Here is a 20,740-nt window from a genome sequence, read left to right on the forward strand (position 1 = left end):
TTTCTCCCGATCACATCCGGAACACGCCGAAGCGGCTCTGTTCGACAGGCGCATTCAGCGATGCCGACAAGGCCAGGGCCAATACATCGCGGGTTTGCGCCGGGTCGATGACGCCGTCGTCCCACAACCGGGCGCTGGAGTAGTAGGGATGACCCTGTTCTTCATACTGGTCGAGGATCGGTTGCTTGATCTCGGCTTCCTGCTCGGCGCTGAAACCGTGACCACTGCGTTCGGCCTGCTCGCGTTTCACCTGCACCAAAACACCAGCCGCCTGCTCGGCGCCCATCACGCCGATGCGTGCGTTCGGCCACATCCACAGGAAACGTGGATCGTAAGCCCGGCCGCACATGCCGTAGTTACCGGCACCGAAACTGCCGCCGATGATCACGGTAAATTTCGGTACCTTGGCGCACGCCACGGCGGTCACCAGTTTCGCGCCATGCTTGGCGATGCCGCCGGCCTCGTACTTCTGGCCGACCATGAAACCGGTGATGTTTTGCAGGAACAGCAGCGGAATGCCGCGCTGACAGGCCAGTTCGATGAAGTGCGCGCCTTTCTGCGCGGCTTCGGCGAACAGAATGCCGTTGTTGGCGAGGATCGCGATTGGGTAACCGTGCAAGTGGGCAAAGCCGCACACCAGGGTCGTCCCGAACAACGCTTTGAATTCGTCGAACACCGAACCATCCACCAACCGCGCGATCACTTCGCGCACGTCGAACGGCTGCTTGGCATCCGCCGACACCACGCCGTACAACTCATCGCTGTTGTAGAGCGGGGCGATTGGTGTGCGCTGTTGCAGCTCACCGAGTTTGCGCCAGTTGAGGTTGGCGATGCTGCGTCGCGCAATGGCCAAGGCGTGTTCATCGCTCTCGGCGTAATGGTCGGCCACCCCGGAAATCTTGCAGTGCACATCGGCCCCGCCGAGGTCTTCGGCGCTGACCACTTCACCGGTCGCGGCTTTCACCAGCGGTGGCCCGGCGAGGAAAATTGTCGCTTGTTCACGCACCATGATTGCTTCGTCGGCCATGGCCGGCACGTACGCGCCACCGGCGGTGCAGGAACCCATGACCACCGCGATTTGCGGGATGCCCATCGCGCTCATGTTGGCCTGGTTGAAGAAGATCCGTCCGAAGTGCTCACGGTCCGGGAACACTTCATCCTGACGTGGCAGGTTGGCGCCGCCAGAGTCCACCAGATAGATGCACGGCAAGCGATTCTGCTGGGCGATGGTTTGGGCGCGCAGGTGTTTTTTCACGGTCAGCGGGTAATACGAGCCACCTTTTACGGTGGCGTCGTTGGCGACGATCATGCATTCGACGCCTTCCACACGACCGATCCCGGCAATCACGCCAGCGGCCGGAACGTCTTCGCCATACACCTCGTAGGCCGCCAATTGGCTGATCTCGAGAAACGGTGAACCCGGATCGAGCAGGCGATTGATCCGTTCACGAGGCAGCAGTTTGCCCCGCGAAGTGTGGCGCTCTTGCGCCTTCGGGCCGCCACCTTGCTGAACTTTAGCGAGCAGGGTGTGCAGGTCGTCGACCTGTTTGAGCATCGCCGCGCTGTTGGCCGCGAACTCCGCCGAACGGGGGTTGAGCTGGGTATGCAGGATAGCCATGGACAGCTCCGTTTAGCGGGTTTCGTTGAACAGTTCGCGACCGATCAGCATGCGACGGATCTCACTGGTGCCGGCACCGATTTCGTACAGCTTGGCGTCACGCAGCAGACGACCGGCCGGGAATTCGTTGATGTAACCATTGCCACCGAGAATCTGGATCGCGTCGAGGGCCATTTGTGTGGCGCGTTCGGCGCTGTAAAGGATCACCCCGGCGGCATCCTTGCGGGTGGTTTCGCCGCGTTCGCACGCTTGCGCTACCGCATAGAGGTAGGCGCGGCTGGCGTTGAGTTGGGTGTACATGTCGGCGACCTTGCCCTGGATCAGCTGGAATTCGCCGATGCTTTGGCCGAACTGCTTGCGGTCGTGGATGTACGGCACGATCAAGTCCATGCAGGCCTGCATGATCCCGGTCGGGCCGCCGGACAGGACAACGCGTTCGTAATCGAGGCCGCTCATCAGCACTTTCACGCCACCGTTGAGCACGCCGAGGATGTTTTCTTCCGGTACTTCGACGTCGTCGAAGAACAGCTCGCAGGTGTTGGAACCGCGCATGCCGAGCTTGTCGAATTTGTTGCTGCGGCTGAAGCCTTTGGAATCACGCTCTACGATGAACGCGGTGATGCCGTGAGGGCCTTTTTCCAGGTCGGTCTTGGCGTAGATCACGTAGGTGTTGGCGTCCGGACCGTTGGTGATCCAAGTCTTGCTGCCGTTCAGGACGTAGTGATCGCCGCGCTTGTCGGCGCGCAGTTTCATCGACACCACGTCAGAACCGGCATTCGGTTCGCTCATGGCCAGGGCGCCGATGTGTTCGCCGCTGATCAGCTTCGGCAGATATTTGGTTTTCTGTTCGTGATTACCGTTGCGGTTGATCTGGTTGACGCAAAGGTTGGAGTGCGCGCCATAGGACAGGGCGACCGACGCCGAACCACGGCTGATTTCTTCCATGATCACCACGTGGGCCAGGTAACCCAAGCCAGCGCCGCCGTATTCTTCCGGGACGGTCACGCCCAGCAGGCCCATGTCGCCGAATTTGCGCCACAGGTCGGCGGGGAACAGGTTGTCGATGTCGATTTGAGCGGCGCGTGGTGCGATCTCTTTGGCGACGAAGGACTGAACCTGATCGCGCAGCATGTCGATGGTTTCACCGAGGGCAAAGTTCAGGGATGGGTAGCTCATGGGTCACCTTTTGGCTTTTTTGTAGGGTAGGGAGGGCAGTGATGTGGCTCTCACCTTTACGTTAACGTAAGCCTGTGACGAATGGCTGTCAATCTCCCTTTACGTTAACGTCAACTTGAGCGAGAGTAGAGCCAGTTCTGAAAGATCGGGGCTAGCCATATGCCTCGTTCCAACAACCCACTAATAAAGACAATAGGGGTCGTCATGGATCAACCCAGTGCAAGCCCGCAGCGCAGTTACACCCGTGGTTCCCAGGACAAAGCCTTGCTGGCGATGACCATCGGCCAGGCGTTCGATAACACCGTCGCGCAGTACCCGACCGGGGAGGCGCTGGTCGTGCGCCATCAACAGTTGCGTTACACCTGGCAGCAACTGGCCGAAGCCGTGGATCTGCATGCCAAAGCGCTGTTGGCGCTGGGTTTGCAGACCGGTGATCGTCTGGGTATCTGGGCGCCGAACTGCGCCCAATGGTGTATCAGCCAGTTCGCCAGCGCGAAAATTGGCGTGATTCTGGTCAACATCAATCCGGCCTACCGCAGCTCCGAACTTGAATATGTGTTGAAGCAATCCGGTTGCCAATGGCTAGTCTGCGCCGGTGCCTTCAAGACCTCCGACTATCACGGTATGCTGCAAGGCCTCGTTCCCGAGCTGGCTGAGCAATCCATCGGAAAACTGCAGAGCGAACGACTGCCGGAGCTGCGCGGAGTCATCAGCCTTGATGCTCAGCCGCCATCGGGCTTCCTGCCTTGGTCGCAATTGACTGATCTGGCGGGGAGCGTGTCGGCAGAACAGTTGAGCGAGCGTCAACACAGCCTGCATTTCGACCAGGCGGTGAACATCCAGTACACCTCCGGCACCACCGGTTTCCCGAAAGGCGCGACCCTCAGTCATTACAACATTCTCAACAACGGTTACATGGTTGGCGAAAGCCTTGGCCTGACCGCGAGTGACCGTCTGGTCATCCCGGTGCCGCTGTATCACTGCTTCGGCATGGTCATGGGCAACCTCGGCTGCATGACCCACGGCAGCACCATGATTTACCCCAACGATGCGTTCGATCCACTGCTGACATTGACCACCGTCGCCGAAGAAAAGGCCACCGCGCTTTATGGTGTTCCGACCATGTTCATTGCCATGCTCGATCAGCCCAAACGTGCGGAATTCGATCTATCGAGCCTGCGCACCGGGATCATGGCCGGGGCGACCTGTCCGATCGAAGTGATGCGTCGGGTCATCAGTGAAATGCACATGAGCGAAGTGCAGATTGCCTACGGCATGACGGAAACAAGTCCGGTGTCGTTGCAGACCGGTCCGTCAGACGAACTGGAATTGCGCGTCACCACCGTCGGTCGCACCCAGCCACAACTGGAAAGCAAGATCATCGACGAGGCGGGCAACCTGGTGCCGCGCGGCACTATCGGTGAGCTGTGCACCCGCGGCTACAGCGTGATGCTCGGTTACTGGAACAACCCGCAAGGCACCGCGGAAGCCATCGACCAAGCCGGCTGGATGCACACCGGTGATCTGGCGAGCATGAACGACGAAGGCTACGTATGCATTGCCGGACGTAACAAGGACATGATCATCCGCGGCGGTGAGAATATTTACCCGCGGGAGTTGGAAGAGTTCTTCTTCACCCATCCGGCAGTCGCGGATGTGCAAGTGATCGGGATTCCGTGCTCGCGGTATGGCGAAGAGATTGTCGCGTGGATCAAGTTCCATCCGGGCCACAGTGCTACCGAGCAGGAGCTGCAAACGTGGTGCAAGGAACGCATCGCGCACTTCAAGACACCGCGTTACTTTAAGTTCGTCGATGAGTTTCCGATGACCGTAACCGGGAAGATCCAGAAGTTTCGGATGCGAGAGATCAGTATCGAGGAATTACACATCAACAAAGCCTGACACATTCCCTGTGGGAGCGAGCTTGCTCGCGATGGCGGCAGCACATCCAACATAGATGTTGACTGACCCACCGCCATCGCGAGCAAGCTCGCTCCCACAGGGGGCGGTGGAAAACACGAATGCCAGAAAGCACAAAGGGGAGCCGAAGCTCCCCTTTAATTTTGTCGTTGCGCGTGCTCTTTTTTTATTATTGAGGGGCGGTCTGTTGTTGTTTTTGGAAACCGTGACCCTTTACCGCTGTTTTTGTCGATCCCCATCCGGGATCAAGAGCAAACGTATTTTTTTGAGCGCTGATCTACTTTTTCGCTAAGCGATCCAACCAGTTCGGGAGCTACCTGAAGGTAGTTTTATTGTTCTCTGCCCGGTTGCGGGTTACTCCGAAAAGCACCCTGAAAAGCACATCCTCTCCAAAAAAATCTGTTAGCTGCGTCTCTGCCGTGTTGTTTTTGTTATGTCAGAGTCGTTACGTCTTATTTTTATTAGGTTTGCCGCTTTTTTTGTTCTTGTTATGCAGTAGAGATAGCAGAAGCCGTGCCAACTTTCTAAAAGCCTTTAAAATCAATTGTTTGTATTTTTATCGGATTTTTCCGTCAGTCAAAACCCGACAATCTGTTTCCGTGTTACTCGCTTGCGCCCCACGTTTCAGGCGCAGCGGTAACACCCGGACACATCCGCGCACTCACTGTGCGCTACGAGCCTTGGCGACGCGCGAACCGGTCGCTCGCCCCAGCACCGCGCAAATCTGCTGACCGGCCAGAATCAAGGCGTCCAGGTCGATACCGGTTTCGATACCCAGGCCGTTGAGCAGGTAAACCACGTCTTCAGTGGCAACGTTACCGCTGGCGCCCTTGGCGTACGGGCAGCCACCGAGGCCGGCGATGGAGCTGTCAAACACCGAGATGCCTTCCAGCAGACTGGCGTAGATGTTGGCCATGGCCTGGCCATAAGTGTCGTGGAAGTGCCCGGCCAGTTTTTCACGGGGTACGTCGGCCGACACCACGTCGAACATCTGGCGGGTCGCGCCAGCGGTGCCGGTGCCGATGGTGTCGCCGAGGGAAACTTCATAGCAGCCCATCGCGTAGAGCTCGCGAGCGACCCGAGCGACTTGTTCCGGCGCAACATTACCTTCGTAAGGGCAGCCCAGCACGCAGGACACGTAACCGCGCACGCTGACCCCGTGTTGCCTGGCGGCGTCCATGATCGGCACGAAGCGCTCCAGGCTTTCGCTGATCGAGCAATTGATGTTGCGCTGGGAAAACGATTCCGACGCGGCGGCGAAGACCGCGACTTCCTTGACCCCGGCCGCAATGGCGTCTTCAAACCCGCGCAGGTTGGGGGCGAGTGCACCATAGGTCACGCCCGGTTTGCGCTGGATTTGCGCGAAGACGTCGGCGGAACCGGCCATTTGCGGTACCCATTTGGGCGACACAAAACTGCCGACTTCTATATAGCCGAGACCGGCGGCGGTCAGCGCGTCGACCAGTTGCACCTTGTCCGCAACGCTGATGGGTTGGGCTTCGTTTTGCAGACCGTCGCGTGGGCCGACTTCGACCAGGCGTACGTGAGTGGGTAGGGACATGGGATTCGACCTGGGCTGATTGTCTGAATATTCGGAGAACCCTGTGGGAGCGAGCTTGCTCGCGATGGTGGTAGCACATTCAACACGGATGTCGACTGACCTGACGCTATCGCGAGCAAGCTCGCTCCCACAGGGGATTGTGTTGACCTACTGAACGGTCTGCTGGTTTTTGATGGTCTGTTCCAGCGCCTGGGTGCAACGCTCCTGCGCGGTGTCCAGTTCCAGCTTCATCTGTTCGATGTCGAGCATTTGCTGCTCCAGCTGTTCGCGGCGTTCGGCGATTTTGGTCAGCATGGTTTGCAGCTGTATCTGATTGCCGCCGGTGGGATCGTAGAGTTCGATCAGCTCGCGGCATTCGGCCAGGGAGAAACCAATGCGCTTGCCCCGCAGGATCAGCTTCAGGCTGACTTTGTCACGGGGCGAGTAGATGCGTTCCTGACCGCGTCGCTCGGGGCTGAGCAGGCCTTGCTCTTCATAAAAGCGAATGGCCCGGGTGGTGATGTCGAGCTCGCGGGCGAGGTCGGAAATGCTATAGGTCTGGCTGCTCATGGAAGCGCTCGAAAAAGGTCATGGCGCTAAGCTAATGGCAGGTTGACGTTTACGTCAAGCATCGCGCCCTGATCCTTCGTCTATCAGGTGTTTCCTACACCTTATCGAGCTTCTTCTCATGTGCCGTCACCTGCTGGCACAACTCGATCATCTGCTCGCGCATCCAGCGGTTGGCCGGGTCCTGGTCGGTGCTTTCGTGCCAGTAGAGGTGGGTTTCCACCGGCGGCACATCGTTGACCGGCAGGTTCACCGAGTACAGGTCATGGCGACGGGCAAAGCGTTCCGGCACGGTCATCACCATGTCGGTCTGCTGCAACACCTGGGATGCCATCAAGTAATGCTGGGATCGCAGGGCGATCTTGCGCTGGATGCCCATTTTGCCCAAGGCCAGGTCGACATGGCCCAGACCACTACGACGGCTGGAAATATGGATATGGGTCAGCGACAGATAATCATCAAGGGTGAATTTCTCTTTGCCCGCCAGCGGATGGCCCTTGCGCATGGCGCACACGTAACGGTCTTCCATCAACTTGACGTGGCGCACTTGCGGGTCAGTGTTAAGTGGCGCGTCGACAGCGAAATCGAGACGCCCGGCCGCCAGCTCCTTGGTTGTTTCGCGGCGCTTGGACAGAAAGCTTTCGATGATCACCGTCGGCGCCAGGCGCCGCAGGCGCTGAAACAGTGCCGGCAGGATCACCGCTTCGGTGAGGTCGGTCATGCTGATGCGGTAGGTCTTGACCGCCTGCAACGGGTTGAAAATACGGCTTTCCTGGACCGACACCCGCAGCAAGGAGAGGGCGTTACGCACCGGCCCGATAATGTTCTGCGCCATGGGCGTCGGGACCATGCCCTGAGCGGTACGCACGAACAACGGGTCGTTGAAGGTCTCGCGCAGACGGGCCAGAGCGTTCGAGACCGCCGGTTGAGTAATGCCGACAATCTGCCCGGCGCGGGTCAGGTTGGCTTCGGTGTAGATCGCGTCGAAGACGATGAAAAGGTTGAGGTCGACCTTGCTCAGATTCATTGCGCTGCACTCTTATTGTTGGGCTCTCGATCAGCCGATCATATATCGGTGATGAATGTTAATACACGCCGAGAATAGGCTAGGTAAATTTTCGTAGCTGTTCTAGCATCGATTGCATGACCTGAACAACTCATCAAAACCCTCAGTTAAAAGGTAGAGCTGCCCATGGATTTCGCTTATTCGCCCAAGGTGCAAGAACTGCGTGAGCGCGTGACCGCGTTCATGGACACCTACGTTTATCCCGCCGAAGCGGTGTTCGAGCGCCAGGTCGCCGAGGGCGATCGCTGGCAGCCGACCGCAATCATGGAGGAGCTCAAACTCAAGGCCAAGGCTGAAGGTTTGTGGAATTTGTTTCTGCCTGAGTCCGAACTCGGCGCCGGCCTGACCAACCTCGAATACGCGCCGTTGGCAGAAATCATGGGCCGTTCGCTGCTGGGCCCCGAGCCGTTCAACTGCTCCGCGCCAGACACCGGGAACATGGAAGTGCTGGTGCGTTACGCCAACGAAGAGCAGAAGCAACGCTGGCTCGAACCGTTGCTGCGCGGCGAGATCCGCTCGGCGTTCGCCATGACTGAACCGGACGTGGCCTCGTCCGACGCCACCAACATGGCCGCCCGCGCCGTGCGTGATGGTGATGAGTGGGTGATCAACGGCAAAAAATGGTGGACCTCAGGCGCTTGCGATCCACGCTGCAAGATTCTGATCTTCATGGGCCTGAGCGATCCTGACGCGCCGCGTCATGCGCAGCACTCGATGATTCTGGTGCCGGTGGATGCCCCGGGTGTGAAGATCGTTCGTCCGCTGCCAGTGTTCGGTTACGACGATGCACCTCATGGCCATGCCGAAGTGCTGTTCGAAAACGTCCGTGTGCCGTACGAAAACGTCCTGTTGGGCGAAGGACGCGGCTTTGAAATCGCTCAGGGTCGCCTTGGCCCGGGTCGGATTCACCACTGCATGCGTTCAATCGGCATGGCCGAACGTGCATTGGAACTGATGTGCAAGCGGGCGGTAACCCGTACTGCGTTCGGTAAACCTTTGGCGCGTCTGGGCGGCAACATCGACAAGATCGCCGACTCGCGCATGGAAATCGACATGGCACGCCTGCTGACGTTGAAAGCGGCGTACATGATGGACACCGTCGGCAACAAGATTGCGAAAAGCGAAATCGCTCAGATCAAGGTTGTCGCACCGAACGTGGCCTTGCGGGTGATCGACCGGGCGATCCAGATCCATGGCGGGGCAGGGGTGTCCAACGATTTCCCACTGGCCTACATGTATGCGATGCAACGCACCCTGCGCCTGGCCGACGGCCCGGACGAAGTGCACCGCGCGGCGATCGGCAAGTTCGAGATCGGCAAGTACGTGCCTAAAGAGATGATGCGCAGCAGTCACTGATAATGTGGGAGCGAGCAAGCTCGCTCCCACAGGTTCGGTTCGTCAGTCGACCATTGGCAACCCGTAGAATGCTCGCGCACACGCCGTGCTGTGAGCGGCCAGATCTTCCTCGCTCTCCCCGCGATGCAACGCCACTTCCCGCAACACTTCGGTCAGATACGCCGGTTCGTTGCGACCATTCTTCGGCTTGGGTCGCAGACTGCGCGGCAACAGATACGGCGCATCGCTCTCCAGCATTAACCGTCCCCGCTTGATCTCTTTCACCAGCGGATGCAGGTGCGTGCCCCGGCGCTCATCGCAGATCCAGCCGGTGATGCCGATGTGCAAATCCAGATCGAGGTAGCTGAACAGCGCCTTCTTTTCGCCCGTGAAGCAATGCACCACGGCGGCCGGCAATTGATCACGGTAATCGCGAAGGATTTCCAGCAAGCGCTGGCTGGCATCGCGCTCGTGGAGGAACACCGGCAATTGCAACTCGACCGCCATCGCCAGATGCTCTTCGAGGACTTTTTCCTGCTGCGGGCGCGGCGAGAAATCACGATTGAAATCCAGCCCGCATTCACCCACCGCCACGACGTTTGGCTCCTTGAGCAAACTGCGCAGACGCTGGGCGCTGTCGGCGTTCCAGTCGCTGGCGCAGTGGGGATGAATGCCGGCGGTGGCGAACAGCCGTTGAGCCGTTTCGTCCAGTTGCCGGCACAGTTCCAGCGCCTGCTCGCTGCCCTCGACACTGGTGCCGGTGAGCACCAGTTGGCAGACCCCGGCAGCGTAGGCGCGGTCGAGTACAGCCTGGTGTTTGTCGGCAAAACTGGGGTTGGTCAGGTTGACGCCGATATCGATGAGTTGCATGGTGCTACCTCGGACCAAAGGCCGGAAAGCATATCAGAGCTGTAGATTTATAAGAAAAGCCAAGAACTACAATGAGTTATAGCTGTCTCTTGATGCCGCGAGACAGGTCAGGGTGGCTAAAGGTGCCATCACTGTGCCAGTCTTTCGCACTTTGCCAGCGCACAAGGCGCTCTGTTTCTGTCGTTCGATTTCATGAAAATTCTTGAGATCGGCCCAGTATTCTTTCTGGAGAGTGGATGACACGCCCCTCGGTTTTGCTACTGCTGTGTTGTTCGTTGCTGCTGCCGATGCCGGCGGTTGCGCGTCTGGCCGGGCCGCTGCAAGCCGTGCCTTCGGCCAAAGTGCGCGACTTGGCGGAAATCCGCAGCAGTCGTGTGCTGCGGGTGCTGGTCAACCAGAGCCGCAACAGCTCCGGCGAAGTCCAGGGCCAGGCCATCGGGGTTGAATACCACCGCTTGCGTGCCTTCGAGCAGTACCTCAACGGTCACGCCCGTGAAGGTCAGGAAATTACCCTCAAGATCATTCCCAAGGGCAAGGATCAACTGATCGGCGCTTTGCAGCGCGGCGAGGGTGATCTGGTTGCACCGGGGGAATTGCTGGACCTGCAACCGGGCCACGCGGTCAGCACCAGTGAACCGATTGCCAGCAACATCCCGTTGATATTGGTCGGGATCAAAGGCGAGCGACGTTACACCCGTCTCGAACAACTCTCTGGCAAAACCTTGGCGTTGCCCACCGGCAGTGCCGCCGGGGACGCGGTCAGTCAGATCAATCAAAAGCTCGCGCTGCTTAAACTGCCACCGGTGACAATCGAGTGGGTCGATCCCAGTCTGGCGGTCGAGGATGTGCTGGAGATGGTCCAGGGCGGAATCTTTCACCTGACGATCGTCGAACAACCCATTGCCGAGCGCTGGGGAAAGATTCTGCCCAAATTGCGTTTCGATCGGCAGGTGCTCATCAGTGAACCGGGCGAAGAATTCTGGTTCGTGCGCCGCGACGCCTCAATGTTGCGCGCGAGCATTGATCGCTTCCTGACCGGTTACAAAAAACCATCGGATCAGGATGCCGCGTTCCTGCGGATCTATCGACGCCTGTATCAAGTGCACTATCCATTGGCCAAGGCTGATCGGCAGCGCCTCGAGAAACTTCGGCCTGTGCTGCAGAAGCACGCTGAAGCCCAAGGCATGGACTGGTTGAATCTGGCGGCCCTGGCGTTCAAGGAATCGGCCCTGCAACCCAATGCCCGCAGTGGCAGCGGCCCTACCGGCCTGATGCAGATCACCCCGTCCGCCGCCCAGCGAGTGGGGGTCAACAACATTCAGAATCTCGACGCCAATGTGCAGGCTGGGGCCAAGTACCTGGCGATGATCCGCCGCAAGTTCTTTGCCAGCCCCAAACTCAACGAGCGCGAGCGCATGGCGTTCGTGCTGGCGGCCTACAACATGGGGCCGGAGCGGGTTCAGGGCATGCGTGCCGAGGCTCGTCGGCGCGGTTTGAATCCCAATCAGTGGTTTTTCCAGGTCGAACGCATCGCCATGGAGCAGGTGGGAATGGGCGCCGTCAGCTATGTTAATAGCGTGAACAAGTATTACCTGGCGTTCGATCGGGAGCGGGAGTCGTTGGAGCCCCAGGGGCAAAAAGTTGCCTCACGTAAATAATCGAATAAACTGATTGTTATGGCGAATTTATTGCGCTTTTAACATGAGATTTACTGATTAATATAGCGGCCAACCAACACACACTGACAACGGATGACACAGCATGAGCACACTGATCAACAAGGTACTGTTTACCCGCGCCGGCTACGGCCTGACTGTCTTGCGGATTTTCGTCGGCATCATCTTCGCTGCCCACGGCTCGCAAAAACTTTTCGGGGCGTTCGGTGGTTACGGTCTGGCGGGCACTGCGCAGTACATGGAAAGCATCGGCCTGGCACCGGGCTATCTGATGGCGACGCTGGCCGGTGGTACTGAGTTCTTCGCCGGTCTGGCATTGATCATTGGCTTGCTGGTTCGCCCGGCAGCCCTCGGCCTGACCTTCCTTTCGCTGGTGGCAATCTTTTCGGTGCATCTTCCTAACGGTCTGTTCATGGCCAACAACGGTTATGAATTCGCCCTGGCCCTGCTCGGCGGCAGCATCGCGGTGCAGATCGAAGGCGCCGGCAAGCTCTCGGCTGACCGCGCTATCGCTGGCTGACCGCTCTGGTTCAATGAAAAGGCCCGCATTGCGCGTAATGCTGTTCACTTAAGGCTGGGGTACATATCCGTTTCTGCGGTAACGGCGACCTAGGGTTCCGCCCTTATGGCGGGTCACTTTGAAATACGGAATGCCGCCCAACCCCAAGTAACCAAACGCTCTTGCCCCTTTCGTTCGGTGCCTCGCCTAGGCTCGGCATGCCCTCGCTCCGGTCCTGCTCCGTGGGCCCGCCGCCATCGGCCATCCATGGCCGGGGGCGGCTAACCCGGCCATGCCGGGTTGCCCACTGCGCAGAACCTCCACTCGGCCTCTCGAGGGGGCGTGCACCGCAAACGCCAAAGCGAGGCGGCCTACCGGCCGACCTGGCTTCAAATGAACGCATTTCCCTGTAGGCGCTGTCGAGCGAAGCGAGGCTGCGATCTTTTGATCTTGCCGTTGTCGTTGCTGTTGCCGTTGCTTTGCTTTTGCTCCAGATCTGCCGCCCCTTTCCCAGAGGCCGAACGCAGGCGTTGCGCAGGGGGCACCGCGGCAAGGATGCCGCGGTAGTCGCCCCCGGCCATGGATGGCCGATGGCGGCGGGCCCCCGGAGCAATGCCTTCGTTACGGCATGCCGAGCCTAGGCGAGGCACCGAATGGCGGGGCAAGAGCCCTTGGTTACTTGGGGTTGGGCGGCATTCCGTATTTCCAAGTGACTCGCTGTAAAAGCGAAACCGCCAGCAGCCGCTACCGCAGAAATGGATATGTACCCCATCCCATCCCAAACTTTTCTTAAGTGAACAGCATTACGCATTGCGCGGGCCTTTTGTTGCTCATTCTTGACACTGTCCGGTCAGCTTCTCTAGGATGCTGCCCATGCGCCGATTTAAACAGCTACTTGCGGGGCGCCAGGTGACTCATTCAGTTACCGATAGAAGCTTGAAACAGGCTTCGAAATACCGCTAAAGCGCTGGTTCGGTGTTGCCTCTCACCTGCCATGCAGACTTTTGAGGCAGAGACACGACACAATGAATGCACTAAGCCCCGTTATACGCCCCGCGCCGATCACGGCACACCTCACCCAGCGCAATCCAAAAATCCTGCTTGGCGGCAAACATCAGCCGACACTTTTACGTTATCTCGATGGCTGGCCACGTCGCACCGGTGGGCCTGCGGCCTTCCTGATCCAGTTTGTCGAAGAGGGCGAATCGCTGGCTCGATTTGCCAGCGACAGTTTCGATCTGGCGGTGATTCAATCGCCCAGCCTCGAGGACGCCCCCGAAGTGATCAAGCAATTGACTCGCGTTGCCCGACAGGGGCTGATTACCCGCCGTTGAGGTTTAGAGCACTGCGACTCAAGGATAGTCGATCGCCACGATAAACACGCATTGCTCACCAGTCGGTGTCTGGACCCGAACCTCGGCGTCCAGCGCCTTGCCGATCAGGGCGCGGGCCAGCGGTGAGTCGATGCTGATCAGGCCCTGTTTCAAGTCCAGTTCATCCGGCCCGACAATGCGGTAGCGCGATTCTTTGCCGTCCTCGTCTTCGATCGTGACCCAGGCGCCAAAATAGACCTTGTTCGGATCGCTCGGTTTTTCGCTGACGACTTTGAGCGCTTCCAGCCGCTTGGTGAGAAAACGTACGCGACTGTCGATCTCGCGCAGCATCTTTTTGCCGTAGGTGTATTCGGCGTTTTCCGAGCGATCGCCCTGAGCCGCGGCCTCGCTGACCGACTGTGTGACCTGCGGCCGCCGAACATGCCAGAGCTCATGAAACTCGGCCCGCATCCGCGCTTCACCTTCGGGGGTGATCAGCGCGGTGCCAGCGGTGCGGGGAGGGCGATAACGGCTCATGGCAACTTCTTGTGGTAGAGAGAGCTTGAGTCTATCAACCCTCGCGCAAGACTGTCAGGGGACTGGCGTTCAGAGCACGGCGCGTACCAAACACACCGGCTCCCCCGATCAGCACCGCGCCGATCAGCGGCAATACCAGCAACCACGGATGCGGGTGCCACGGCAGGTCGAAGGCGTAGCGGTAGAGCACCATACTCACCAGTTCCGAACCCAGTGCTGCCAACAAGCCGCTGACCGCTCCAAGCAAACCGAACTCAATCCGCCGGGCCTTGACCAACAGTTGCCGCTCGGCCCCTAGCGCTCGCAACAAGGCGCCTTGGCGAATGCGTTCATCGAGCGTCGCCTGCAAGCCTGAAAACAACACCGCCATCCCCGCCGCCAACACGAACAACAGCACGTATTCCACCGCCAGGGTCACTTGGGCGAGGATGCTGCGCAGCTGCTCGAGCAAGGCTTCGACCTGCAAGATGGTCACCGCCGGGAATGCCCGCGACAGATCCACAATCTGCTGGTCATGACCGGCCGCCAGATAAAAACTGGTCAGGTAGGTCGCCGGCAGATCCTTCAGTGTGCCGGGCTGGAAGATCATGAAGAAGTTAGGCTGGAAGTTGTCCCAGTTGATCTCTCGCAGGCTGGTGACTTTCGCTTCGCGATTGACGCCGCCCACGGTAAACACCATGTGATCGCCGAGCTTGAGCTTCAGGCTTTCGGCGACTTTACCTTCTACCGATACGCCGGGTATTTCGTCCGGTGTCTGTTCGGCCCACCAGTTGCCCGCCGTGAGTTTGTTGCCCGCCGGCAAATCCGCCGCCCAGGTCAGGCTCAGGTCGCGCTGGATCGCTCGGTCACCGGCCGAATCCTTGCTGACGATTTCCTGTACCGGCTCGCCGTTGACGCTGATCAGCCGTCCAGGTACCACCGGGTATAGCGGCGCCGATTGCGCCGACAATTTGATCAGGCGATCGATGAACGCCTGTTTGTCCGCCGGCAGAATGTTAAGCGCGAAATAGTTGGGCGCGTTTTTCGGTAGCTGGTTCTGCCAGGTGTCCAGCAACTCGCCGCGCAGCAATGCAATCAGCGCCATGGACAGCAGAATCAAACCGAAGGCCAGGGATTGCCCCGCGGCCGCCAGTGGATGACGCAGCAATTGGCCCAGCCCGAGGCGCCACGGCAAAGAGGCGCGCGCCAGCATTCGGCGCAGACTCTTCAGAAGCAGCAACAGCAAGCCGCCAAGCACCAATGCTGCGATTACACCGCCACCGAGCAGGGCGAAGGTCAACACCAGATCCAGGCTCAGACGCCACATGATCAGCCCGAGGGCGCCCAATGCCGCGCCGTAAACCATCCAGGTGCTAGAGGGAATTGGCAGCATGTCCCGACGCAATACCCGCAATGGCGGAACCCGGCCCAGTGCCGCCAGTGGCGGCAAGGCAAAACCGGCCAACGCCACCAATCCGGTACCGATCCCGGCAATGGCAGGAAACAGACCGCCCGGTGGAACGTCGGTCGGTAATAAATCATGCAGCAGCGCGAACAGACCCAGCTGCGCGAACCAGCCGATCAGCGCGCCGCTGATACTGGCGAGCAGTCCGAGCACCGTCAGCTGCAAACTGAACAGCACCATGGTTTCGCGTCGGGACAGCCCCAGGCAACGCAGCAATGCACTGGCATCGAATCGGCGGGTGGCGAAGCGCGTCGCCGACAGCGCCACCGCCACACCGGACAGCAGAACCGCCACCAGACTGGCCATGTTCAAGTAACGCTCGGCCTTGCCCAGGGCGCCGCCGATCTGTCGGTTGCCATCGCGGGCATCCTGAAGACGCTGGTTGGCGGCCAGGCCGGGTTTGATCAATTGACGATAGGTTTCCAGCGCCTCGGCTTTACCGCGCCAGAGTTCGCGGTAACTGACCCGGCTGCCGGGTTGCACCACGCCGGTCGCCGCGAGGTCGCTGAGGTTGATCAGCACCCGCGGCGTCAGGCTGTAGAAATTGCCGGCGCGGTCCGGTTCGTAGGTCAGCACTCGCGCCAGTTTGAGGGTTCGAATGCCGACGTCGATGCTGTCGCCGATCTTCAGGTCCAGCGCGGTCAGCAGTCGTGCTTCAACCCAGGCTTCACCGGGTTTCGGTCCGCCACCGGGTTCTTCCGGGGCGAAGGGCGCCGGGGCACTTTTCAGTTCGCCTCGCAGTGGGTAGACGTCGTCGGCAGCTTTGATGCTGGACAACTGAATGCCATTGTCAGTGGCGATGACGCTGGAAAACTCCACCACTTGAGCGTGTTCGAGGCCCAGCTCCGTGCCGCTTTTAATCTGTTCGGGTCGCGCGGGAGAGCTGCCTTCAAGCAGCAAGTCGGCAGCGAGAAACTCGGTGGCGCGCAGCATCATGGCGCCGTTCAGGCGGGCGCCGAAGTAGCCGATCGCGGTACTTGCCGCAACGGCCACCAGCAAGGCAAAAAACAACACACGCAATTCACCGGCGCGGGCGTCGCGCAGCAGTTGGCGGATGGCAAGACTGAACAGGCGCAACAGCGGCAGGCGTGCCATCAAGGCTCCAGAGGGGCGACCAGCAGGCCGGCTTCAAGGCGGATCAGACGCCGGCAGCGATGTGCCAGGCGTTCGTCGTGGGTCACCAGCACCAGGGTTGTACCGCGTTCCTGGTTGAGTTCGAACAGCAGATCGCTGATGCGCTCGCCGGTGTGGCTGTCGAGGTTGCCGGTGGGTTCGTCGGCGAACAGCACATCGGGTTCTGCGGCAAACGCACGGGCAATCGCCACGCGCTGCTGTTCGCCACCCGAAAGCTGGCGTGGCGAATGGGTCAGCCGCTGGCCCAGGCCGACCCGTTGCAGCAGCTCGGTGGCGCGTTCACGGGCGTCTTTACGGCCATCGAGTTCCAGCGGCAGCATGACGTTTTCCAGGGCGTTGAGACTGTCGAGCAGTTGAAAGGACTGAAACACAAACCCAACATGCTCGGCCCGGATACGTGCGCGTTGGTCTTCATCGAGATTGCTCAGGGCTTGCCCTGCGAGGGTGACGTCGCCGCTGCTCGGCAGGTCGAGGCCAGCGAGCAAGCCGAGGAGGGTGGACTTGCCGGAACCGGAGGCGCCAACGATGGCCAGGCTGTCGCCCTTGTTCAGTTCCAGGCTGAGTTCGTGCAGGATAGTCAGTTCACCTTCCGCGCTGGGAACCACTTTGCTGAGGTTCTTCGCGGTGAGAATGCTTGCGCCCATGGAGAATCCGATGCGTGTGTGGTTTTTGAGTGCTGGCCTGGCCTTGATGTGCATGGCCCAGAACGCAGCGGCGGGTACAGTCCTGATCGTTGGCGATAGTATCAGCGCGGGTTTCGGGCTGGATACCCGGTTGGGGTGGGTCTCCCTGCTCGAGCAACGGCTCAAGCGCGAAGGTTTCGACGATAAGGTGGTCAATGCGTCCATCAGCGGCGACACCAGTGCCGGAGGCCAGGCGCGCCTGCCCGCGCTGCTTGCAGAGCATAAGCCTGAGTTGGTAATCCTCGAGTTGGGCGGCAACGACGGGCTGCGCGGAATGCCCCCAGCTAATTTGCAACAAAACCTTGCATCGATGATCGACAGTTCCAGGGACAGTGGCGCCAAGGTGCTTTTGCTCGGCATGCAGTTGCCACCCAACTACGGCGTTCGGTATACCGAGGCCTTCGCGAAGGTCTACAGCACCCTGGCGGAGGAAAAACAGATCCCGCTGGTGCCGTTTTTTCTCGACGGCGTGGGCGGTCATCCAGACTTGATGCAAGCCGACGGGCTGCACCCGGCTGCCGGGGCTCAGGACAAGTTACTGGAAAATGTCTGGCCTACACTGAAACCGCTGCTTTGACGCTTTTCTAGCGGCGGTGTTTCGGCTAAGGTGGCGCCCCCGATTTGGAGCCCCCGATGCCGCGTCCCGCCTGGTCACTTTTTGCCTACCAACTGATCGAGCCTGACGAACAGCTGGATCTGTTCGCCTGCCAGGAAGTGCGGGTACATCTGGTGACCCGTCAGCTGGAGCTGGGCGGCTCGGCGGACCGGACCTTGTGCGGCAGCCTGCTGCCAGCACAACCGCGCTGGTCAAGCGTCGAACGCCGAGTGTTCCAGGACCAGCGCCTGTGTTCGCTGTGCCGGGCCATTCTGGAATCGCAAAAACGCGGTACATCGCCGATCTGGCCAGAGCTGCGTTTCGAGCTTTAGAACCCGATACAGTGCTTGCTATCGGTCAACTCCCCGATTTTCCAGGCGCCGGTGTACAATCTCGTTTTTACACCCTTGTCGATCATGCGAAGGATTTTCCGGATGTTGCCGCGCTTTCCTGCCGTCACCCGCTACCTGTCTCTCGCCGCCCTTTGTGTGGCGGGTCCCGTAGCAGCATTGGAGCTGCCCCTGCCACCGCCCGGTGAAGACATCATCGGTCAGGTCCAGGTGATCCAGGCCAAGTACGAAGACACCTTCGCCGACCTTGGCACCACCTACGATCTGGGCTATTCGGAAATGGTCGCGGCCAACCCTGGCGTCGATCCATGGTTGCCGGGCGCTGGCACCGAAGTGGTGCTGCCGACGCGCTTCATCCTGCCGCCGGGTCCGCGTGAAGGCATCGTCATCAACCTGGCTGAATACCGCCTCTATTACTTCCCGAAAGGCCGGAACGTGGTGTACACCTTCCCGCTGGGTATCGGCCGTGAAGGCTGGGGCTCGCCGATTGCCCATACCAGCATCATCGCCAAGACGCCGAACCCGACTTGGACCCCTCCAGCGTCGATCAAGGCCGAGCACCTTGCCGATGGAGATCCGCTGCCGAATGTGGTGCCGGCAGGCCCGGACAACCCGTTGGGGCCGTTCAAATTCACGCTGGGCACGCCGGGCTACCTGATCCACGGTTCGAACAAGAAGTTCGGCATCGGCATGCGCACCAGCCACGGTTGCTTCCGCATGTTCAACAACAACGTGCTGGAGATGGCGGGCATGGTGCCGGTAGGTACGTCGGTACGCATCGTCAGCGATCCGTACAAATTCGGCGTCAGTGGCGGCAAAGTGTATCTGGAAGCGCACACACCGCTGGACGACAAGGGCAACCCCTCTGTAGTCGACAAGCACACCGCGGTGATCAATGCGATGCTCAAGCGTGAGGACATCACCAACAACCTGCGCATGAACTGGGATGTAGTGCGCGACGTGGTTGCCGCTGAAGATGGCCTGCCGGTGGAAATCGGAGTGCCGAATAGTGCTTCCGCGCCGATGGTGACGAGTGCACCGATCGACCCGCTGCAGTAATGCTTGAACAGAACCCGCCGACGCTGACTGCGCCGGCGGGTTTTTTATGGCCTGGACAAAACCCCGGGCAATAAAAAAGCCGACCCAAAAAATGGGTCGGCTTGATAACAATCCCGAAGGATTATTACTTGCGGCTAGCTTTGTCCAGCATGCGCAGAGCACGCTCGTTAGCTTCGTCAGCAGTCTGTTGTGCTTTTTGAGCAGCAGCCAGAGCTTCATCAGCTTTACGGTAAGCTTCGTCTGCACGAGCCTGGGAGCGAGCAGCTGCGTCTTCAGTAGCTGTCAGACGTGCTTCGGTTTCTTTCGATACGCTGCTGCAACCGGTAGCCAGAACTGCGGCCAGAGCCAGAGCAGAGAATTTCAGAACGTTGTTCATCGTGTTCCCCTTCAAGGACTTTCTATTAAGTAGCTGTCTCCTCAGAGTGAGGAAATAGCCGGCGTACATACTACCCATTACTTGTCGTAAGTAAACTGACGTATAGCAAGAAGCAAAAAAAATTGTAGGCGTTGATTCTTTTTCGAGCAACTTTTAACTGCATTGTTTAAAAAGTATCCAGCTGGGAGGCCCGAGCTGAGCGAGGCGCCGAAAAAAAGTTTCGCTCGCTCACAGCTCTTTTCCGAGTCTCGGCTAAAGTCTGTCTAGATGGATTCGTCTACACTTTTGTTCGGAATTTGCGTGGCGCCTCTCATATCTTTCTCCATGTTGAGGTGACTTTAACAAAGGGCGCTCGTCTTAAGTCTCAATATCCGGCAATGTTCAGGCTATCGACCTTCAGAGATATTCGGTCGAGCCATCTCTGCGTATTACGGAGCAGCACCCGCCAACCCGCGTGATGACGAGCGTATCTTGAGCATTTCTGCCAATGGCGCCTACTATTTGATACGTGCTCGGTTGCGCGAGATTGGTGCGGCTCTTCTCGGTGTCCATTCAGGCACGGGGTGGCGTAGATGTTCCTTCGCCGGAAAAACATCGGTAAGGTAGGGGTCAGAATTCCAGACCCGCGAGGAGTAGTGATGAGCGAGGCGTTGTCCATCCACCATGACCAGGCTGGTCATCAGTTCGAGACCAATGTGGACGGTCATCGTGCCTACCTGACCTATATGGATCTGGGGAAACAGACCCTGGATATCTATCGCACCTTTGTGCCCAATGCACTGCGTGGTCGCGGCATTGCGGCAGCCTTGACCGAGAAGGCGCTGGAGTACGCTGAGGAAATGGGCTACACCGTCATTCCATCGTGTTCCTACGTGGAGCGCTACATGGAACGTCACCAGCGGCATGCGGCCAAGCTGAGCCAGTAACCTTTCAAAGAATCGAACGCATAAAAAAACGCCGGGTCAAGCCCGGCGTTTTTTTG

General features: G+C 59.2%; 19 protein-coding genes. 9 read left to right on the top strand and 10 right to left on the bottom strand.

The features are described from left to right. Window positions 1-10 precede the first annotated feature (10 nt). Together WLY71_RS11270 and WLY71_RS11275 are read right to left on the bottom strand one after the other, a co-directional pair. Complete coding sequence (locus WLY71_RS11270) at window positions 11-1,618, bottom strand: carboxyl transferase domain-containing protein (protein ID WP_347803606.1); 1,608 nt, start codon at window positions 1,616-1,618, stop codon at window positions 11-13. A gap of 12 nt (window positions 1,619-1,630) precedes the next feature. Further along, window positions 1,631-2,794: an isovaleryl-CoA dehydrogenase gene (locus WLY71_RS11275; protein WP_129436997.1), complete on the bottom strand. Its 1,164-nt coding sequence runs from the start codon at window positions 2,792-2,794 to the stop codon at window positions 1,631-1,633. Window positions 2,795-2,998: 204 nt separating this feature from the next. On the opposite strand from WLY71_RS11275, the gene WLY71_RS11280 reads away from it, so the two are divergent. Then, complete coding sequence (locus tag WLY71_RS11280; protein ID WP_347803607.1) at window positions 2,999-4,696, top strand: AMP-binding protein; 1,698 nt, start codon at window positions 2,999-3,001, stop codon at window positions 4,694-4,696. A 679-nt stretch (window positions 4,697-5,375) separates the two neighbouring features. On the opposite strand, the gene WLY71_RS11285 is transcribed toward WLY71_RS11280, so the two are convergent. The 3 genes from WLY71_RS11285 to WLY71_RS11295 form a co-directional block, all read right to left on the bottom strand. After that, window positions 5,376-6,275: a hydroxymethylglutaryl-CoA lyase gene (locus WLY71_RS11285; RefSeq protein WP_347803608.1), complete on the bottom strand. Its 900-nt coding sequence runs from the start codon at window positions 6,273-6,275 to the stop codon at window positions 5,376-5,378. Window positions 6,276-6,422: 147 nt separating this feature from the next. Beyond that, complete coding sequence (locus tag WLY71_RS11290) at window positions 6,423-6,824, bottom strand: MerR family transcriptional regulator (protein WP_347803609.1); 402 nt, start codon at window positions 6,822-6,824, stop codon at window positions 6,423-6,425. A gap of 94 nt (window positions 6,825-6,918) precedes the next feature. Further along, window positions 6,919-7,848, bottom strand: a complete 930-nt coding sequence (locus tag WLY71_RS11295; protein ID WP_046047541.1) for a LysR family transcriptional regulator — start codon at window positions 7,846-7,848, stop codon at window positions 6,919-6,921. A gap of 165 nt (window positions 7,849-8,013) precedes the next feature. Here WLY71_RS11295 and WLY71_RS11300 point away from each other — a divergent pair, with 165 nt between their 5' ends. Beyond that, complete coding sequence (locus WLY71_RS11300; protein ID WP_033057213.1) at window positions 8,014-9,243, top strand: acyl-CoA dehydrogenase; 1,230 nt, start codon at window positions 8,014-8,016, stop codon at window positions 9,241-9,243. A gap of 42 nt (window positions 9,244-9,285) precedes the next feature. Here WLY71_RS11300 and WLY71_RS11305 read toward each other — a convergent pair whose 3' ends face one another. Beyond that, complete coding sequence (locus tag WLY71_RS11305; protein ID WP_347803610.1) at window positions 9,286-10,092, bottom strand: TatD family hydrolase; 807 nt, start codon at window positions 10,090-10,092, stop codon at window positions 9,286-9,288. A 236-nt stretch (window positions 10,093-10,328) separates the two neighbouring features. On the opposite strand from WLY71_RS11305, the gene WLY71_RS11310 reads away from it, so the two are divergent. The 3 genes from WLY71_RS11310 to WLY71_RS11320 all read left to right on the top strand — a co-directional run bounded on the left by WLY71_RS11310 (window position 10,329) and on the right by WLY71_RS11320 (window position 13,601). Then, entirely contained in the window at window positions 10,329-11,750 is a 1,422-nt protein-coding gene (locus tag WLY71_RS11310) for an MltF family protein (protein ID WP_347803611.1), read from the top strand. Window positions 11,751-11,853: 103 nt separating this feature from the next. Further along, window positions 11,854-12,288: a DoxX family protein gene (locus WLY71_RS11315; RefSeq protein WP_347803612.1), complete on the top strand. Its 435-nt coding sequence runs from the start codon at window positions 11,854-11,856 to the stop codon at window positions 12,286-12,288. A gap of 1,004 nt (window positions 12,289-13,292) precedes the next feature. Continuing rightward, window positions 13,293-13,601 (top strand): hypothetical protein, encoded by a 309-nt coding sequence (locus tag WLY71_RS11320; protein WP_046056997.1) that lies wholly within the window; start codon window positions 13,293-13,295, stop codon window positions 13,599-13,601. A gap of 18 nt (window positions 13,602-13,619) precedes the next feature. On the opposite strand, the gene greB is transcribed toward WLY71_RS11320, so the two are convergent. The 3 genes from greB to WLY71_RS11335 are packed head-to-tail and all read right to left on the bottom strand — an operon-like array spanning window position 13,620 to window position 17,339. After that, on the bottom strand, window positions 13,620-14,117 hold the full coding sequence (greB, locus tag WLY71_RS11325; RefSeq protein WP_347803613.1) for a transcription elongation factor GreB: 498 nt from the start codon (window positions 14,115-14,117) through the stop codon (window positions 13,620-13,622). Window positions 14,118-14,151: 34 nt separating this feature from the next. Next, window positions 14,152-16,656 carry an ABC transporter permease gene (locus WLY71_RS11330; protein WP_347803614.1) on the bottom strand — a complete coding sequence of 835 codons (2,505 nt, stop codon included), beginning with the start codon at window positions 16,654-16,656 and terminating at the stop codon, window positions 14,152-14,154. Then, the gene (locus WLY71_RS11335; protein ID WP_033057202.1) at window positions 16,656-17,339 is read right to left on the bottom strand and encodes an ABC transporter ATP-binding protein; all 684 of its coding nucleotides are present in this window, start codon (window positions 17,337-17,339) and stop codon (window positions 16,656-16,658) included. Before WLY71_RS11335 ends, WLY71_RS11330 begins: the two co-directional genes overlap by 1 nt. A gap of 10 nt (window positions 17,340-17,349) precedes the next feature. Here WLY71_RS11335 and WLY71_RS11340 point away from each other — a divergent pair, with 10 nt between their 5' ends. From WLY71_RS11340 to WLY71_RS11350, 3 genes are all read left to right on the top strand, one after another. Then, window positions 17,350-17,955 (top strand): arylesterase, encoded by a 606-nt coding sequence (locus WLY71_RS11340; protein WP_347803615.1) that lies wholly within the window; start codon window positions 17,350-17,352, stop codon window positions 17,953-17,955. 56 nt (window positions 17,956-18,011) lie between these two features. Then, a complete protein-coding gene (locus tag WLY71_RS11345) occupies window positions 18,012-18,305 on the top strand; it encodes a hypothetical protein (RefSeq protein ID WP_123432651.1) in 294 nt (97 codons plus the stop codon). Between the two features lie 102 nt (window positions 18,306-18,407). Continuing rightward, window positions 18,408-19,382: a L,D-transpeptidase family protein gene (locus tag WLY71_RS11350; RefSeq protein ID WP_347803616.1), complete on the top strand. Its 975-nt coding sequence runs from the start codon at window positions 18,408-18,410 to the stop codon at window positions 19,380-19,382. Window positions 19,383-19,506: 124 nt separating this feature from the next. Here WLY71_RS11350 and oprI read toward each other — a convergent pair whose 3' ends face one another. Next, window positions 19,507-19,758 (bottom strand): outer membrane lipoprotei OprI, encoded by a 252-nt coding sequence (oprI, locus tag WLY71_RS11355; RefSeq protein WP_002553018.1) that lies wholly within the window; start codon window positions 19,756-19,758, stop codon window positions 19,507-19,509. A 638-nt stretch (window positions 19,759-20,396) separates the two neighbouring features. Between oprI and WLY71_RS11360 the strand changes: the two genes are divergently transcribed. Continuing rightward, window positions 20,397-20,684, top strand: a complete 288-nt coding sequence (locus WLY71_RS11360; RefSeq protein ID WP_008057026.1) for a GNAT family N-acetyltransferase — start codon at window positions 20,397-20,399, stop codon at window positions 20,682-20,684. Window positions 20,685-20,740 lie beyond the last annotated feature (56 nt).

This window comes from Pseudomonas rossensis, assembly GCF_039888995.1.
In the GTDB taxonomy this organism is placed as follows: Bacteria; Pseudomonadota; Gammaproteobacteria; order Pseudomonadales; family Pseudomonadaceae; genus Aquipseudomonas; species Aquipseudomonas rossensis.

Excerpts from the sequence above, each read along its gene's own strand:
- WLY71_RS11270 (WP_347803606.1), bottom strand. The coding sequence starts at position 1,618 with ATGGCTATCCTGCATACCCAGCTCAACCCCCGTTCGGCGGAGTTCGCG.
- WLY71_RS11275 (WP_129436997.1), bottom strand. The coding sequence starts at position 2,794 with ATGAGCTACCCATCCCTGAACTTTGCCCTCGGTGAAACCATCGACATG.
- WLY71_RS11280 (WP_347803607.1), top strand. The coding sequence starts at position 2,999 with ATGGATCAACCCAGTGCAAGCCCGCAGCGCAGTTACACCCGTGGTTCC.
- WLY71_RS11285 (WP_347803608.1), bottom strand. The coding sequence starts at position 6,275 with ATGTCCCTACCCACTCACGTACGCCTGGTCGAAGTCGGCCCACGCGAC.
- WLY71_RS11290 (WP_347803609.1), bottom strand. The coding sequence starts at position 6,824 with ATGAGCAGCCAGACCTATAGCATTTCCGACCTCGCCCGCGAGCTCGAC.
- WLY71_RS11295 (WP_046047541.1), bottom strand. The coding sequence starts at position 7,848 with ATGAATCTGAGCAAGGTCGACCTCAACCTTTTCATCGTCTTCGACGCG.
- WLY71_RS11300 (WP_033057213.1), top strand. The coding sequence starts at position 8,014 with ATGGATTTCGCTTATTCGCCCAAGGTGCAAGAACTGCGTGAGCGCGTG.
- WLY71_RS11305 (WP_347803610.1), bottom strand. The coding sequence starts at position 10,092 with ATGCAACTCATCGATATCGGCGTCAACCTGACCAACCCCAGTTTTGCC.
- WLY71_RS11310 (WP_347803611.1), top strand. The coding sequence starts at position 10,329 with ATGACACGCCCCTCGGTTTTGCTACTGCTGTGTTGTTCGTTGCTGCTG.
- WLY71_RS11315 (WP_347803612.1), top strand. The coding sequence starts at position 11,854 with ATGAGCACACTGATCAACAAGGTACTGTTTACCCGCGCCGGCTACGGC.
- WLY71_RS11320 (WP_046056997.1), top strand. The coding sequence starts at position 13,293 with ATGAATGCACTAAGCCCCGTTATACGCCCCGCGCCGATCACGGCACAC.
- greB (WP_347803613.1), bottom strand. The coding sequence starts at position 14,117 with ATGAGCCGTTATCGCCCTCCCCGCACCGCTGGCACCGCGCTGATCACC.
- WLY71_RS11330 (WP_347803614.1), bottom strand. The coding sequence starts at position 16,656 with ATGGCACGCCTGCCGCTGTTGCGCCTGTTCAGTCTTGCCATCCGCCAA.
- WLY71_RS11335 (WP_033057202.1), bottom strand. The coding sequence starts at position 17,339 with ATGGGCGCAAGCATTCTCACCGCGAAGAACCTCAGCAAAGTGGTTCCC.
- WLY71_RS11340 (WP_347803615.1), top strand. The coding sequence starts at position 17,350 with ATGCGTGTGTGGTTTTTGAGTGCTGGCCTGGCCTTGATGTGCATGGCC.
- WLY71_RS11345 (WP_123432651.1), top strand. The coding sequence starts at position 18,012 with ATGCCGCGTCCCGCCTGGTCACTTTTTGCCTACCAACTGATCGAGCCT.
- WLY71_RS11350 (WP_347803616.1), top strand. The coding sequence starts at position 18,408 with ATGTTGCCGCGCTTTCCTGCCGTCACCCGCTACCTGTCTCTCGCCGCC.
- oprI (WP_002553018.1), bottom strand. The coding sequence starts at position 19,758 with ATGAACAACGTTCTGAAATTCTCTGCTCTGGCTCTGGCCGCAGTTCTG.
- WLY71_RS11360 (WP_008057026.1), top strand. The coding sequence starts at position 20,397 with ATGAGCGAGGCGTTGTCCATCCACCATGACCAGGCTGGTCATCAGTTC.